The sequence below is a fragment of the Solibacillus isronensis genome, from assembly GCF_023715405.1.
Classification (GTDB): domain Bacteria; phylum Bacillota; class Bacilli; order Bacillales_A; family Planococcaceae; genus Solibacillus; species Solibacillus isronensis_B.
The window spans coordinates 1,878,657-1,894,984 of record NZ_JAMBOC010000001.1 but is presented as its reverse complement, the minus strand read 5'-3'; the positions used below and the strand labels follow the sequence as shown (position 1 = coordinate 1,894,984).

15 protein-coding genes are annotated in these 16,328 nt (G+C 39.3%); all 15 read left to right on the top strand.

The genetic code is table 11. From position 1 onward, the window contains the following. Positions 1 to 5: 5 nt before the first annotated feature. Positions 6 to 956 carry a 16S rRNA (cytosine(1402)-N(4))-methyltransferase RsmH gene (gene rsmH, locus M3166_RS09610; RefSeq protein WP_251689509.1) on the top strand — a complete coding sequence of 317 codons (951 nt, stop codon included), beginning with the start codon at positions 6 to 8 and terminating at the stop codon, positions 954 to 956. 3 nt (positions 957 to 959) lie between these two features. After that, complete coding sequence (gene ftsL, locus M3166_RS09605; RefSeq protein WP_251689507.1) at positions 960 to 1,340, top strand: cell division protein FtsL; 381 nt, start codon at positions 960 to 962, stop codon at positions 1,338 to 1,340. A gap of 38 nt (positions 1,341 to 1,378) precedes the next feature. Then, entirely contained in the window at positions 1,379 to 3,568 is a 2,190-nt protein-coding gene (locus M3166_RS09600) for a penicillin-binding protein (RefSeq protein WP_251689505.1), read from the top strand. 59 nt (positions 3,569 to 3,627) lie between these two features. Beyond that, a complete protein-coding gene (locus tag M3166_RS09595) occupies positions 3,628 to 5,544 on the top strand; it encodes a penicillin-binding transpeptidase domain-containing protein (protein WP_251689504.1) in 1,917 nt (638 codons plus the stop codon). 141 nt (positions 5,545 to 5,685) lie between these two features. Further along, entirely contained in the window at positions 5,686 to 6,660 is a 975-nt protein-coding gene (gene mraY / locus M3166_RS09590) for a phospho-N-acetylmuramoyl-pentapeptide-transferase (protein ID WP_251689502.1), read from the top strand. After that, a complete protein-coding gene (gene murD / locus M3166_RS09585) occupies positions 6,657 to 8,009 on the top strand; it encodes a UDP-N-acetylmuramoyl-L-alanine--D-glutamate ligase (RefSeq protein WP_251689500.1) in 1,353 nt (450 codons plus the stop codon). The genes mraY and murD overlap by 4 nt, the downstream gene beginning before the upstream one ends. A 42-nt stretch (positions 8,010 to 8,051) precedes the next feature. Further along, positions 8,052 to 9,110 carry an FtsW/RodA/SpoVE family cell cycle protein gene (locus tag M3166_RS09580; protein WP_251689498.1) on the top strand — a complete coding sequence of 353 codons (1,059 nt, stop codon included), beginning with the start codon at positions 8,052 to 8,054 and terminating at the stop codon, positions 9,108 to 9,110. A 5-nt stretch (positions 9,111 to 9,115) separates the two neighbouring features. Next, entirely contained in the window at positions 9,116 to 9,973 is an 858-nt protein-coding gene (locus tag M3166_RS09575) for a cell division protein FtsQ/DivIB (RefSeq protein WP_251689496.1), read from the top strand. After that, complete coding sequence (locus M3166_RS09570; RefSeq protein ID WP_251689494.1) at positions 9,954 to 10,694, top strand: DUF881 domain-containing protein; 741 nt, start codon at positions 9,954 to 9,956, stop codon at positions 10,692 to 10,694. Before M3166_RS09575 ends, M3166_RS09570 begins: the two co-directional genes overlap by 20 nt. A 23-nt stretch (positions 10,695 to 10,717) precedes the next feature. Further along, positions 10,718 to 11,425: a DUF881 domain-containing protein gene (locus M3166_RS09565; RefSeq protein ID WP_251689493.1), complete on the top strand. Its 708-nt coding sequence runs from the start codon at positions 10,718 to 10,720 to the stop codon at positions 11,423 to 11,425. 14 nt (positions 11,426 to 11,439) lie between these two features. Further along, on the top strand, positions 11,440 to 11,805 hold the full coding sequence (locus M3166_RS09560) for a small basic family protein (protein ID WP_251689491.1): 366 nt from the start codon (positions 11,440 to 11,442) through the stop codon (positions 11,803 to 11,805). 102 nt (positions 11,806 to 11,907) lie between these two features. After that, entirely contained in the window at positions 11,908 to 13,203 is a 1,296-nt protein-coding gene (gene ftsA / locus M3166_RS09555; RefSeq protein ID WP_251689489.1) for a cell division protein FtsA, read from the top strand. A gap of 40 nt (positions 13,204 to 13,243) precedes the next feature. Next, complete coding sequence (ftsZ, locus tag M3166_RS09550) at positions 13,244 to 14,407, top strand: cell division protein FtsZ (RefSeq protein WP_251689487.1); 1,164 nt, start codon at positions 13,244 to 13,246, stop codon at positions 14,405 to 14,407. Positions 14,408 to 14,725: 318 nt separating this feature from the next. Then, positions 14,726 to 15,547 (top strand): sigma-E processing peptidase SpoIIGA, encoded by an 822-nt coding sequence (locus tag M3166_RS09545; RefSeq protein ID WP_251689485.1) that lies wholly within the window; start codon positions 14,726 to 14,728, stop codon positions 15,545 to 15,547. Positions 15,548 to 15,560: 13 nt separating this feature from the next. Beyond that, entirely contained in the window at positions 15,561 to 16,271 is a 711-nt protein-coding gene (sigE, locus tag M3166_RS09540; RefSeq protein WP_079525036.1) for an RNA polymerase sporulation sigma factor SigE, read from the top strand. The last annotated feature ends 57 nt before the right edge of the window (positions 16,272 to 16,328 follow it).

Genomic DNA, 16,328 nt, shown 5'->3' with positions numbered 1-16,328 from the left:
AAACTATGTTCGATCATACAACTGTATTATTGCAAGAAACTGTTGATGGGTTGAACATCAATCCGGATGGTATTTATGTAGACTGCACATTAGGTGGTGCAGGCCATAGTGAGTACCTTGTACAACAATTGTCAGAAAAAGGCCGTTTAATTTGCTTTGACCAAGATACAACGGCTATTGAAAATGCAAAAGTACGATTAGCCGATTATTTGGATCGCATTATATTCGTACACTCAAATTTCCGCTATTTAAAAGAAGAATTACACAAACTGAACATTCATCAAGTAGATGGGATTTTATATGATTTAGGTGTTTCATCACCACAACTTGATACACCTGAACGCGGATTTAGTTACCACCATGATGCACCGCTCGATATGCGAATGGATCAGACTGCAGAACTGAGCGCATATCATGTTGTGAATGAATGGTCATACGAAAATCTTGTTCGTATATTCTTCCGTTACGGAGAAGAAAAATTTTCAAAACAAGTTGCGCGCAAAATTGAACAAGCCCGTGAAATTGCTCCTGTCGAAACGACGGGTCAATTAGTAGAGCTTATAAAAGATGGTATTCCAGCCCCAGCACGTCGCAAAGGTGGACATCCTGCAAAACGAATCTTCCAGGCTATTCGAATTGCTGTAAATGATGAATTAGGTGCAGCGGAAGATTCTTTAGTAGATGCAATCGATTTATTGAAAATTGGTGGTCGTATAAGTGTGATTACATTCCACTCATTAGAAGACCGCTTAACAAAAACACTTTTTAAAGAGGCTTCATCATTGCCGGATTTACCGCCAGGATTACCGGTTATTCCAGAGCATATGAAACCAATACTTAAATTAGTGACAAGAAAACCGATTTTACCATCAGACGAGGAGTTAGCTGCGAATAATCGTTCACGTTCAGCAAAATTGCGCATCGCTGAAAAAATTAACGATAAAGGACGTGGGTAAAAAATGGCAGTAAGAGCAAGACAAACTTATATACAACAACAGCCAGAACTACCTCAACATCAGCAGCAGGAACAAAGACTGCCGGTCCAGCAGAAAAAACGCAAACCAAAGTATTTTTCGGCACAGGAAAAGTTTTTGTTCCTAGTACTTGCAATCGTAGTAGCATCTTTCGCTATTTCCATATTACATACTCAAGGAGAAATCCAAACGCTCAGTATGGAAATCCAAAAAATCGAACGCGACATAACTGAAGTCAATAATAATAATACAGATTTAAAAGTACAAGTAAGTGAACGCTCCACTCACCAACGTATTTGGGAAAAAGCGAAAGAACTCGGATTAACACTAAATGAGAAAAATGTGAAAGTAGTGCCGGGAGAATGAAAAAGAGAAGATTTCGTTACCAGATAGGAGCCTTTCTAATGTTTATATTCTTTGGAGGGCTCTTTTTACTATTATATTGGCGTTTTGCAACAATCCAGGCGACAGGAATGGTAAAAGGGCATGAATTGGAAGAAGAAGCATTATCAAGGTACGAAACTGGATATGTGTTATCTGCAGACCGTGGGAAGATTCTGGACCGCAATGAAAATGTGATTGCCGAAGATACATTAAGCTACCGTCTTGTAGCGGTAATTAAAGAATCGGCAACAGAAAATAAAAAAAATCCAAGGCATGTCGTCGATAAAGCAAAAACAGCAAAATTATTGGCGCAATACCTTCCGATGGAAGAAGAAAAAATTTATGAAAGACTAAACCCTTCCAAAGATTTATATCAAGTCGAGTTTGGACTGGCAGGGCGCGGCATCAGTCATGAAGTGAAAAAGAAGATTGAAGAGCTTGATCTGCCTGGCATTCTATTATATAGCGACAAAAAACGCTATTATCCGAACGGCGCCTTTGCCTCTCATCTTATAGGTTTTGCATTGCGTGAAACCGATGATGACGGAAATTCTTCGGTTGTCGGGAAAATGGGGCTTGAATATATTTATGATAAGCAGTTAACAGGAACCGACGGTAAGTTAACCTACCAGCGTGATGCACGTAACTATTTATTGCCAAGCAGTGATAAAGTCATACAGGAAGCACAGGATGGAAACGATATTTATTTAACAATCGATAAAACAATCCAAAACTTCCTGGAAGAAGCAATGACACGTGTTAACGACAAATATAATCCGCAGTCAATGGTTGCTGTCGTTGCGAACCCAAAAACAGGGGAGATTTTGGCGATGTCACAACGGCCAACGTTCAATCCTGACACGCGTGCAGGGTTAGATGGCAACTGGCTAAATGATGTTGTGGAAAATACGATTGAACCGGGTTCCACATTTAAAACATTTACGGTTGCAGCCGCAATCGATTCAGGGAATTGGCATCCGAATGCCGAATACCAGTCAGGCCAGTACAAAGTTTATAAAAACACGGTACGTGACCATAATACACACGGCTGGGGGAGAATTTCCTATTTAGAAGGCATTCAGCGCTCTTCGAATACAGCAATGACGAACTTGCTTGATATTATGGGATGGGAAACGTATGAGAGCTATTTAAAGGATTTTGGTTTCGGCCAAAAAACAGGTATTGACTTACCAAATGAAGCGAGCGGCATTATTAACTCACGCTATCCTTTAGAAAAATATACGACAACATTCGGTCAAGGTTCGACTGTTACACCGATTCAGTTAATTCAAGGGGTAACGGCAGTTGCAAATGACGGGAAAATGATGCAGCCATACGTAATTGATAAAATTGTCAATCCGAACACAGGTGAGATTGTAGTAGATTCAAAACCTACTATAAAAGGTGAACCAATTTCGGCAGAGACAGCACAGAAAACACGTGAAGTTTTAGCTTCGACTATATACGGTGAAGCAGGGAATGCGAAGCGTTTCCAAATTGAAGGTTATAAAGTAGCGGGGAAAACAGGGACTGCCCAAATGCCGAAAGCAAATGGTATCGGTTATGACTGGGGGAAAAATGAATTCCTTTATTCATTTTTAGGAATGGCACCTGTAGAAGATCCGCAACTGGCGGTATTTATTGCCGTTGCAAAGCCAAAACTAGGTGCAACCGAAATAGGTTCTGACCCAGTTTCACAAGTTTTCAATTCAGTTGTATTGAACAGTTTGAAGTATATGAATATCAATCCGTCGGACGTAGCGGAAGTTGAAACAACAAAAATTGAGGATTATGTAGGGAAGCAGACAGATACGGTCATGACTCAACTGGAAGCAGAAGGGCTGGTTCCTGTAATAATTGGTCAAGATGGAGAAATTACAGAACAGTTCCCTGCAGCAGATGCATCATTAACAAGTGGGAGCATCGTTTTCTTAAAGACAGATGGAGAAATTACATTACCATCGTTTAGTGATTGGTCACTACGTAATTTACTTGTTTATAAGTCACTATCAAAACTGCCGATTGAAATTGTCGGGGAAGGTTATGTTGAAAGCCAAAGTGTTTCTCAAGGGACGCCGATAACAGATGATTCACCGATCGTCGTCAAGCTAAAAACCCCTGAGGAGAAGCATTTGACCCCTCCGGCAAAGGATATGGAGCTTGAAGAAGAGGAAGACGAAGAATTTAGTGAAGAACTTCCACAAGATTAGAGAGATTTGAATACAAACTTCATCTTTAACATACGTTGTTTTAGGTGAGGTGTCATATTATGAAATGGGTAACTACAAAATCTAAAAAACGTTTAACATGGATCGCCATCGCACTTGTACTATACGGCGTGGCGATTTTTGTTAAATTAGTATCCGTTCAAATTATTCAGTATGATGAGCTTTCGACAAAGGCAAAAGAAAACTGGGACAGGGAAATTCCGTTCCATACACAGCGAGGCGAAATTACTGACCGAAACAATGAAGTAATTGTAACGAATAAACTTGCCCCGACTTTGTACTTCATGCCTTCACAAAACGAAGATAAAGAACAAGCAGCAGATGCCATTGCAAACGTGCTCAATAAGGATCGAGCCAAAATATTGGAAAGACTGCAGCAACGGGTATCCCTGGTAAAACTTGCTCCGGAAGCTAAAAACATCACTTATGAGGAAGCGGAAAAAATTCAGCAGCTCCAAATTCCGGGTTTATACAGTGGTGTCGATTATGTAAGATCTTATCCGCACGGTAATTTGCTCGCACGCTTTTTAGGGTTTACAGGTGCAGATAACCAAGGTTTGGCAGGAATCGAATACGAATATGATGAATTATTAAAAAGTTCGGATGCAGCTATTCGGTTATTTACTGATGCAAAAGGGAATGCATTGGAGCATGTGGATGATGAATGGAAAGACGGAAAAGACGGTGCGACAATTCAGCTGACAATTGATTTAAAGCTTCAGAAAATTGTCGAACGTGAATTATCGCAGGCGATGCTGGAGTATGATGCAGATCAGGCATTGGCCATTGCCATGAATCCAAATAGTGGTGAAATACTGGCGCTTGCATCATTCCCGACATACGATCCGACGAAATTTTCGGAAGTAGAGCCAAGTATATATAACCGTAATCTTCCTGTATTTATGTCTTATGAGCCGGGTTCAACATTTAAAATTATTACGCTCAGTGCTGCTATTGAAGAAGGTGTAGTCAACATGGAGGAAGAACATTTTCATGATCATGGCTATACAATGGTCGAGGGGGCACGATTGCGCTGTTGGAAACGTGAAGGACATAAAGATCAGACTTTTTACGAAGTTGTACAAAATTCCTGTAACCCTGGATTTGTAGAACTAGGACAACGAGTTGGTTCAACAAAGTTGCTTGAGTATATTCACAAATTCGGATTTGGGAAAAAAACGGGTTCGAATATTTCCGGTGAATCAACAGGCATATTATTTTCAAAAGAAGCATTTGGTCCGGTAGAGCATGCTACGACCTCGTTTGGTCAGGGTGTTTCCGTTACGCCGATTCAGCAGATGCAGGCGGTCTCAGCAGCAATTAATGGTGGTACATTATATACACCGTATACGGTTTCGAAAATACTGGATTCCAAAACAAACGAAGTCATTATGGAGCAAAATCCGGAAGCGAAAGTGCAGGTTATCAGTGAAGAGACATCGGAAAAAGTGCGTCATGCTCTGGAGCTTGTAGTTGCAAAAGGTTCTGGTCGCCAGGCATTTCGAGACGGCTTACGCATTGGGGGCAAAACAGGGACAGCACAAAAGGTGGAAAACGGACGCTATAAGGACGGAGACTATATTGTATCGTTCATCGGTTTTGCGCCGGCCAATGATCCGGAAATTATCGTTTATGTTGCGATTGACAATCCGAAAAGTTCTTTGCAATTCGGAAGTGTTATCGCTGCACCGATTGTAGGCCGCATTATTGAAGATGCAGCACCGCTGTACAATATCGAAAAGCAAAAAGATCAAATAGAACGGAATTACGTTTGGGGCGATGAATTGACGGAGCGTACACCAAACTTTATTGGAATGACAAAAGAAGAAGTAATTCCACATTTATATCCTTATAAGATTGAATGGCACGGAGAAGGCGAAAAAGTAATTCAGCAAGTCCCATCAGCTGATAGTCTCATTCTCCAAAGTGGTAGTGTCCATTTATATTTAGGAAATTAAATTGAAATTCCATCTTTCAAAATGCAACTAAAACAACTATTATAGTGAAGGACGTTTTTTCACAATAATATCTTAAGGTCGTAATCGTTGAAAATCAAACGTTCCACCATATTCAGACAGAAGTTTTAAAGGAGATATATTATGACATTATCAACAACATTGACCATACTCTTTTCATCATTTTTAGTAACGGTCATTTTAGCACCAGTAGGAATCCCTCTTTTACGCCGATTAAAATTCGGGCAAAGTATACGTGAAGAAGGCCCTCAATCACATATGAAAAAAGCGGGTACACCTACAATGGGTGGTTTAATTTTCTTGTTAGCCATTATTATTTCGACAATTATCGTAGCAATGATTTTCGACTTGTTTACAACACAAACGATTGTATTATTACTTGTTTTAGTTGGATTTGGCGTAATTGGCTTTTTAGATGATGGGCTAAAAGTTATATTTAAACGTAATTTAGGATTGACTTCTCTTCAAAAATTAATTGGTCAAATCGCAATTGCAATTGCGGCATTCTTACTATTACGTCTAGGTTCATTTGATACATCTGTAGGGATTCCGTATACCGATGTATCGATTGATTTAGGAATTCTTTATGTTGGGTTTTTAATTTTCTGGCTAGTAGGTTTTTCAAATGCAGTCAATTTAACAGATGGTTTGGATGGGCTCGTATCAGGAACGGCTTCAATCGCTTTTGCAGCATTCGGTGTCATTGCATTATTTAACGAGCAAGCCGATATCGCCTTATTTGCATTTGCTGTAACTGGTGCATTACTTGGATTTCTGATTTTTAATGCAAACCCGGCAAAAGTGTTTATGGGAGATACAGGTTCCCTTGCGCTTGGCGGTGCATTGGCAATGATTTCGGTACTGGTAAAACAAGAATTGTTGTTACTGTTAATCGGTCTCGTATTTGTTATTGAAACATTATCCGTTATTTTACAAGTAGGTAGCTATAAACTCCGTAAAAAGCGTATATTCAAAATGAGTCCGATTCATCACCATTTTGAATTATCTGGCTGGTCAGAATGGAAAGTCGTACTAGTATTTTGGTCAACAGGGTGTATCGTAGCACTTATAGCAGTATTAGCGGAGGCGTTATTATGATGGAATATGAAGGATTAAAAGCTAAAAAAGTACTCGTTTTAGGATTGGCGAAAAGTGGTGTTGCGGCTGCTGAACTTTTGCATCGGTTAGGTGCATTTGTAACAGTCAATGATGCAAAGCCATTTGATGCAAATCCTGAAGCGCAGGAGCTTTTGTCGAAAGGAATTACCGTAATTTGTGGACGACATCCAGAAGATTTGCTTGATGAAGGTTTTGAGCTTATCGTAAAAAACCCTGGGATTCCATACACAAATCCGATCGTTGCCGATGCGATAACAAAAGGTCTGCCTGTTATTACAGAAATGGAACTTGCCTATTTAGTAAGTGAAGCGCCATTTATCGGTATTACCGGTTCGAATGGTAAAACAACAACGACAACATTACTTTACGAAATGCTGAAAGTAGGCCGTTTAAAACCATTAATCGCCGGGAATATTGGAACCGTTGCTTGTGGTGTTGCAGCAGAAGCAAAAGCAGATGAGGTCATCGTTACCGAATTATCATCGTTTCAGTTAATGGGAACACGTGAATTCAGACCACATATTGCAATTTTGACAAATCTTTATGAAGCCCATCTAGATTACCATGGGACATTTGAAGAATATGCTGAGGCTAAATTTGGGGTCACACGCAACCAGACAGCTGAAGATTATTTTATTTATAATGCGGATCAGGAAGTTGTGGCGAAATATGCCCAAAAATCAAATGCCCAACTCGTTCCATTTACGACAAAAGGTCATGCAAAACAAGGAATCAGTGCTGATAAAGAAAACATTTATTGGCAAGGCGATGTGATCTTAAAACGTGATAATATTGTATTGCCGGGCGAGCATAATTTAGAAAACATTTTATGTGCTGTAGCAGCAGCGCTACTGCAGCAATGTCCTGTTGAAGCAATTGAAGAAGTTTTATCAACATTTGCAGGGGTACGTCACCGTACGCAGTTTGTCCGTGAATGGCAAGGACGTAAAATTTATAATGATTCAAAAGCAACAAATGTACTGGCAACGAAAAGTGCCTTGGCTGCATTTGAGCAACCGATTGTATTATTGGCCGGCGGATTAGACCGTGGGCATTCATTTGAAGAGCTTCGTAAAGAAATGACACGTGTAAAAGCAGTTGTCGCGTTTGGCGAGACTGCACTTCGCTTTATCGAATTTGCAAAATCATGTGGCATTACGAATATTGTGCGTGCAATTGATGTAGAAGATGCAGTCGGTTACGGAGCAAAAATGTCTGAAGAAGGTGACATCATTTTACTGTCACCGGCATGTGCAAGCTGGGATCAACATGCGAGCTTTGAAATTCGGGGCGACTTATTTATAAATCGTGTTATGAAACTTTCATAGGAAAGGATAGTTACACTGTCGCAAAAAAATCAACAGTATTTTATGATCACTGCGATTGTATTGTCGCTTATTGGTATTCTCTTTATTTATTCTGCAGGTACATATTGGGGGAATGTTCACTATGATGGACAAACCCCGTTTTACCTGAAGCAGTCCATTTATTTCGTCGTTGCACTTATCATTTGTGCAGCCATTATGAACTGGGAGTTTCTACAGCAACCGAAAGTGTGGAAGATTTTTTATATCATCTCGCTTGGCTTACTTGTTGCTGTTCTTATTCCGGGTATCGGGATTGTCCGAAATGGTTCTCAAAGTTGGATTGGAGTCGGTCCTTTAACGATACAACCGGCTGAAATTGCGAAAGTAACGACAATTATTTATATTAGTGCATTATTAACACAGCGGAAATCGTATGAGCGCATTGTTCAATTGAAGCATTTTCTCATATTGATCCTTCCGGCAGCCTTAATTATGCTTCAGCCTGATTTCGGTGCTGTCTTTATTTTAGTTGTAGTTGTTTTAATTATATTTTTTATTGCACAATATCCGTTGCGCTTATATGTTGTCCTCATCACTTTAGGTATAGGGGGCCTTGCCGGGTTAATTATCGCGGCTCCATATCGTCTTAAACGGATCGAAGCGTTTATCAATCCTTGGGCAGACCCGTTAGGAAGCGGCTTCCAAGCTGTACAATCTTTATTTGCGATAGGTCCGGCAGGCTTGTTTGGACATGGATTATTAAAAAGTAGACAAAAGTATTTATACTTACCGGAACCGCAGAACGATTTTATATTTGCAATTATTTTAGAAGAAATCGGCCTTGTCGGTGGAATGGGACTGCTGCTTATTTTTGCGTGCTTTTTAATTCTTGGATATCGCTTGGCATTACAATGTAAGCATGTATTTCATTTTTATGCAATATGCGGGCTTACAACGATGATTGCTGTACAGGCAGCGCTGAACATAGGGGTAGTTATTAATTTACTGCCTGTAACAGGTGTAACACTGCCATTTATAAGCTATGGCGGAACATCGCTTGTTGTTGTCTGGGTAACAGTAGCGCTTATTTTAAATTTCTCTTATGAAAGAAGGAAGGAGTAAGGATAATGGAAAAAGTAATCGATATTACAGAACGAGTACCAGCTATGAAAAAACGCAGAAGACGCCGTACAAATTTTAAATTTTTAGCACTAGTGACGATTTTTCTTTTTATCATTATCATCCTTCTTTATTTTCAATTACCTTATAGTGATATAAAAAAGATTGATATTAAAGGGGCAGCCCTTAAGGAAGATACGTACTATATCGAACAGTCAAATTTAAAAATTGATGATTCGTTATGGGGCTTTAAAATTTCGGAAGTGGAGCAGGCGATTGCTCAGCACGAATGGGTAAAATCCGTAAATGTCGAAAGAAAATTCCTGAATGAAGTTCAAATTACAATAGAGGAATGGCAAAAAGTAGCCTATATTTCACAAGACGGGGAATTTTACCCTATGCTTGATAATGGCATTGTTTTTGAAGAATCCAATGAAATTGTTCCGATCGATGCCCCGATTTTTCGGGACTTTGAAAATGAGTCACTTCGAAAAAAGCTGTTAAAGGAACTTGCGAATCTAAAACCGGAAGTACTGTCGCTCATTTCACAAATTAATGCAAATCCTACAGAAGCGGACCCGTATTCAATTACGCTATTTATGAATGATGGCTATGAAGTACGCGCAGATGCGAATACTTTAGCAGAAAAGTTAAATTACTATCCATCGATCATTGCGCAAATTGAAAGCGAGGACGTTTCTGAAAAAGGAATTGTAGATATTGAAGTCGGTTCATATTACCGACCTTTTTCAGGAGAGTATTCATTAATAAAAGAAGACACTGAAGAAACTACAGATGAAACAGAAAATGCGGAAACTGATGAAGGGGGGCAACTGGAAGAACAAAATGAAGAAGAGCCAGAATGATAACAGAAGGCAGCCGAGGAAAAGTTCAACTTTATTTTCAAAAAAGTATGGCGCTATACTCATTGTATGCGTGATCACAGGATTTATTATCGGCTTTTCCTATAATTTATCAAAGGACAAGCGTACATTAAGTTCTGCCTCTCCCCAGTTTGAACAGGAAAACCGGTACATGGAAGATTTGATTGAAAAACAGGAAAGAAACAAAGAGCTTGCAGATGAGTTGGCCCAATTAGAGGAGAAAATTCGAACGTATGAAAAGCAGTTCTCTTCGAACGAAACGCAATATGAACAGAATCGGCAGGATGCTGAGCAATTGCGACTTTTACTAGGAATAACAGATGGAATGGGACAAGGGATCAAAATAACACTGCAAGATGGGAATTATAATCCAAATTCTACTAACCCGAATGAGTATATTGTGCACGAAAGTCACATATTTAAAGTATTAAATGAACTAAAAATTGCAGGTGCCGAGGCAATTTCGATTAATGGGCAACGTTTAAAACCGAATTCTTACATTGCCTGCAATGGTCCTGTCATTACAATTGATGGACAACAGTACCCAGCACCATTTGTAATCGAGGCGGTAGGTAATCAGGATGTACTTGTTTCTTCGTTAGAATTGGCAGGGGGAGTATTTGACCAATTATTAAATGAACAAATTGTTGTTACTTTGGAAAAAGATGACCTAATAGAAATGCATACAGTCAGCGATGAATAAGGCATAAGATCGGAGGGAGGATGATGACGAAAAAAATGTACCGCAATATTACAATTATCTCGTTCATCATCGGCTTTATGCTCGCAGTGCAGTACAACACTATTCAAAATCCGGCCGAAAGAAATACAGTCGATGTTTGGGAAATTCGCCAGCAATTATTTGCGGAACAGGAGCAGCATTCCGAACTGTTGAGAGCAATAAGCCAATTAACCGAAACTGTCAATAAATACGAGGATGCAGAATTTGATAATCCGGAAATACTATTGCAGCAAACTGTTGATCAACTTAAAGAACGTGCAGGGATCCTTCCGGCTGAAGGACCGGGGTTAACGTTATCAGTTGGCTCTTCACCTGAATTAATGGGCTTAGGCTATGAAATAAAGCCTGTATCTCCTGAACTGTTAATTCGGCTTATAAATGATTTAAATCGCTATAACGCCCGGGCAATTGAAGTCGATGGCAAACGCTTAAGCTACAATTCAGCCATTCGAGATATTAATGGGAAAACGACGATCAATAGCGAGCCGATTCAAAATACGGATATCGAAATAAACATCATTACATTTACGCATGAGCAAGCCGAAAAGATGAAAAACCATTTGCTGGCATCTACATTCCAGAATGAGTTTTATATTGATAATCTAGTATTGACGATTCATGAAGCAGAGCAGAATATACAAATTGATTCAGTTGCGCCTGTACAAAAAATTAAGTATTTATCAGAAAAGTAGAAGGGGATGCGAATATGTGGTTACCACTTTTAGGTCTTATATTAGGTGTGGTATTAGGGATTTTAACAGATATTCAAATTCCATCTGTTTATGAAAACTATTTATCCATTGCTGTACTGGCGGCTCTCGATACAATGGTCGGCGGTATCCGTGCATTAATGCAACAAGTTTACGATGACAAAGTATTTATTTCCGGGTTTTTCTTTAATATAATTTTAGCAGCAGGATTGGCTTTTCTCGGTGTTCATATAGGTGTCGATCTTTATTTAGCCGCTATTTTTGCATTCGGAGTTCGACTGTTTCAGAATATCGCAGTCATTCGTCGGTTATTATTGACAAAATATGAGAACAGAAGATTGAAAAAGGAGGAAAACTCTTAACAATCACGTTAAAATATCATTACAATTTATCGTTTTACTTAGACAATCAACGAAATTTACAATAGAATGAACTATAGGAGTAATCGAAGGAGGTGCAGAAAGTTGAATCATCAAGAAATTTATGTTTCTCTCGATATTGGATCATCTTCAATAAAGGTCCTGATCGGAGAAATGAACGGTGATCAATTGCACGTAATTGGTGTAGGTCATGTGAAATCAACAGGGATAAGAAAAGGTGCAATAGTTGATATAGATGCAACTGTACAGTCCATTAAAAAAGCTGTAGATCAAGCAGAGCGAATGACTGGTATTAATATAGAAGAAGTGGTGCTTGGAGTTCCTGCAAACCAGACAGTTCTACAGCCTGTTAAAGGGGTTGTAGCGGTAAACGGTGAAGACCGGGAAATCACGGACGATGATTTAGCTAGAGTAATAGACTCTGCACAGGTAATGTCGATTCCACCAGAGCGAGAGTTAGTAAATTTGATTCCGAAACAATTTATCGTAGACAACCTAGATGAGATTAAAGACCCGCGTGGTATGATTGGCATTCGTTTAGAGATGGATGCGACAATGATTACGACTTCCAAGACGCTTGTACATAATGTTTTAAGATGTGTAGAACGTGCAGGCTTGCAAATTCGCGAAATTTATCTACAACCATTAGCAGCAGGCAATTTTGCGCTGACGGAAGATGAGAAAAATCAAGGAACTGCTTATATCGATTTAGGCGGCGGATCGACAACTGTTGCGGTATTCCAAGACGGACTGCTGACAAATACAGCTGTTATTGCGGTAGGTGGAGATCATATTACGAAAGATTTATCGATTGTATTAAAAACACCGACAGAACAAGCCGAAAAAATCAAAAAGCAGTATGGACATGCCTTTTACGATGATGCTTCCGATGAACAAACGTTTGATGTTCCTGTTGTTGGTACTGATACAACAGATCAATACAGTCAACGCTTCATCTCGGAAATTATCGGAGTACGTTTAGAAGAGTTATTTGAATTAGTATTGGATGAATTAGCACGTATGGGGGTACAGGATTTACCGGGTGGTGTCGTCATTTCTGGCGGGGTAGCACAGCTTGAAGGAATTGCTCAGCTGGCGCGACAAGTAATGTTAACGCGTGTTCGCATTTATACACCTGATTACATCGGTGTACGTGAACCGGCCTTTACAACGTCAGTAGGTTTAATTCGTTATGCACATGCAGAAGACGAATTTTACGGAAGAAGCGAGCCGGTACCAGCTTCTTCATATGCAGCACCTTATCCTACTCAACCAACTCCTTCTAAAAAACAATCAAATGTGCCGGAGAGAGTAGATAGCGCAAATAAAGTAAGTGTGATTGATCGCGCGAAAAACTTATTAAACAAATTTTTCGATTAATACGAAAATGAATGACGTGAACAATTAGGAGGAGAAGAGTATGTTAGAATTTGAAACGGATGTTGAACAATTAGCCGTTATTAAAGTAATCGGCGTTGGCGGAGGCGGTAACAATGCCGTAAACCGCATGATTGAACATGGTGTACAAGGTGTAGACTTTATCGCTGTAAATACAGATGCGCAAGCTTTAAATCTGTCAAAAGCTGAGTATAAACTACAAATTGGCGGTAAATTAACACGTGGACTAGGTGCAGGGGCAAACCCGGAAGTAGGAAAAAAAGCTGCTGAGGAAAGTCGCGAACAATTGGAAGAAGTATTACGTGGTGCTGATATGGTATTCGTAACTGCCGGTATGGGCGGTGGTACTGGTACGGGTGCAGCACCGGTAATCGCATCAATCGCACGTGACTTAGGTGCATTGACAGTAGGTGTTGTAACACGTCCGTTTACATTTGAAGGCCGTAAACGCCAAACTCAGGCAATCGGCGGTATTACTTCAATGAAAGAAGCAGTTGATACATTAATCGTCATTCCAAACGATAAATTACTGCAAATTGTTGATAAATCAACACCAATGCTGGAAGCGTTCCGTGAAGCGGACAATGTATTGCGTCAAGGTGTACAAGGTATTTCAGATTTAATCGCAACACCTGGTTTAATTAACCTGGACTTTGCCGATGTAAAAACAATTATGTCCGATAAAGGTTCTGCATTAATGGGTATCGGGATTGCTGCTGGTGAAAACCGCGCAGTAGAAGCTGCTAAAAAAGCAATTTCTTCTCCATTACTTGAAACATCAATCGATGGAGCAAAAGGTGTCATTATGAATATTACAGGCGGAACGAACTTAAGTTTATTTGAAGTTCAGGAAGCTGCCGATATTGTACAGCTCGCTTCAGATGAAGAAGTAAATATGATCTTCGGTTCTGTAATTAACGATAACTTAAACGATGAAATTATCGTAACGGTAATTGCAACAGGTTTCTCTGATGACTTTATTATCCAAAAGCCGCAGCCTGTGCGTCCGTCAATCGGTGCTCGTCAACAAGCTGCAACAAGCACAAATCAACCGCAACAACAGCAGCCTGTACGCCAGCAAGATCCGGTGCAGCAAGAAGCGCCACGTCATACGCAACAAACAAACTATCAGCAGGACGATGCATTGGATATTCCGACATTTTTACGCAATCGTCGCAATCGCTAATAGTACAAACTTCAATTATATGAAAAACGGTTATTTACATGTATATGTGAATAATCGTTTTTTTTAGTTTAAGAGATGTTGTGAAAAGTAGCGTGGCTATGCATGTATAGGCAAGAAAAAGTAGATTCACAGATTCCCACCATCACATTAATACCTCCCCCTATGCCCCTATGATTCTTTAACTTTCCTGCTCCCAACTTTTTGTCGATTGGATTTGAATGTCGTAACAATATGTCATACGATTCTTCCAAATTTATGCAACAGTTAGACAAAAAACTCTGGGGGGGTTTGATAATCTTATTTACAGGAGGACAATACATGTATGCAGAGTGGATTCTTTTAATGAATTTTTTAATGAATCTCGTACTACTAAAATTTACCGCAACAATAACATATACCATCATTCCAATTTGGAGATTACTATTAGGGGCCTTTTGTAGTGCGCTGATCGCTGTTTTATTTATGGGAAACATATTCATGTTGCTTGTAAGTTTCATCGTACTATTAGGCATTGCCTTTTCATTTAAATGGAAAATATTTTACGAGCAAGGGAAGTGGATTGTTGTCGCTACTTTGCTCGCAGGTGGGTTAATAACAGCATTACAACCATTTTTGCTTGCATCTCCGTTTTTCGTTTATATTTTTTTATGTTTCGGCATAGTATGTATTAGTTTGACAGTGATGAAACAAGGCTGGTTTCAAAAACTGCAGAATGTTGCACAAAGTCGGTATGTAACGACAAGCAAAGTGGAACTGTTCGAACAACAAATGGAGCTCGTCACATATATCGATACCGGAAATGAATGCACTGAACCTTTAAGTCAGGCACCGGTCCATTTTATTTCGTTTAAAACAGTTCAATCGATGTTACCAGATGAATTTAGTGAATGCCTGCTCAAATGGAATGAGCAGGAGCCTTACTCACTGACAATGTTTTCTAAGGAAATACAGAAAAGAATACGTATTGTTCCTATTACAACGGTTCAAAAAGGCACATTACTCGTACCGGCCTTTCGCGCCACAATTGTCATTCAGAACAAGACGTATCCAAATCACTATGTTGTATTTACGAAAAATGATGCACGCTTTCCGCAAAATGCACAAATGATTGCACATGTGTTTGTCCTAACGAATTCATAAGGGAGGATCGATATTGCTTAAAAAAATTCAATCGATAATTTTAAACATACTAAGCTACTTTAGAAGAAAAAAAGGGACATACTATATAGGGGGACATGATTCATTGCCTATTCCATTAACTAGAGAAGAAGAAGTTGTCGTAGTCGAAGCATTTATGAATGGTGACTTGCATGCCAGAGATATGTTAATTGAAAGAAATTTACGTTTAGTCGTTTATATTGCAAGACGTTTTGATAATACAAGCACGCCGATTGAGGATTTAATCAGCATCGGTTCCATTGGCCTTATTAAAGCGATTGAAACATTTAATTTGGATAAAAACATTAAATTAGCGACGTATGCATCGCGCTGTATCGAAAATGAAATATTGATGCATTTACGAAAGACGAGCCGCATGAAAGGCGAAGTTTCCTTTGATGAACCGTTAAATGCGGATGCAGACGGCAATGAACTATTACTTTCAGATATATTAGGGACAGAAGAACATATTATAACACTTGATGTAGAACGTAAAATTGAGCGTCAGCATATGTTTAATGCCATTAATCAGCTGACACCTCGTGAAAAATATATTATGGAATGTCGTTTTGGCCTAAACGGAAAAGAAGAAATGACGCAAAAGGAAGTAGCGGACCATTTAGGTATTTCACAATCTTATATTTCAAGATTGGAGAAAAAAATTATTATGGATTTACGTGAATTCTTGAACGAACCAATTGCATAAGATGGTTAAATTTGGCGCGCATAGCGATGACCATTTCGGACAAAATGATTGAAAAGA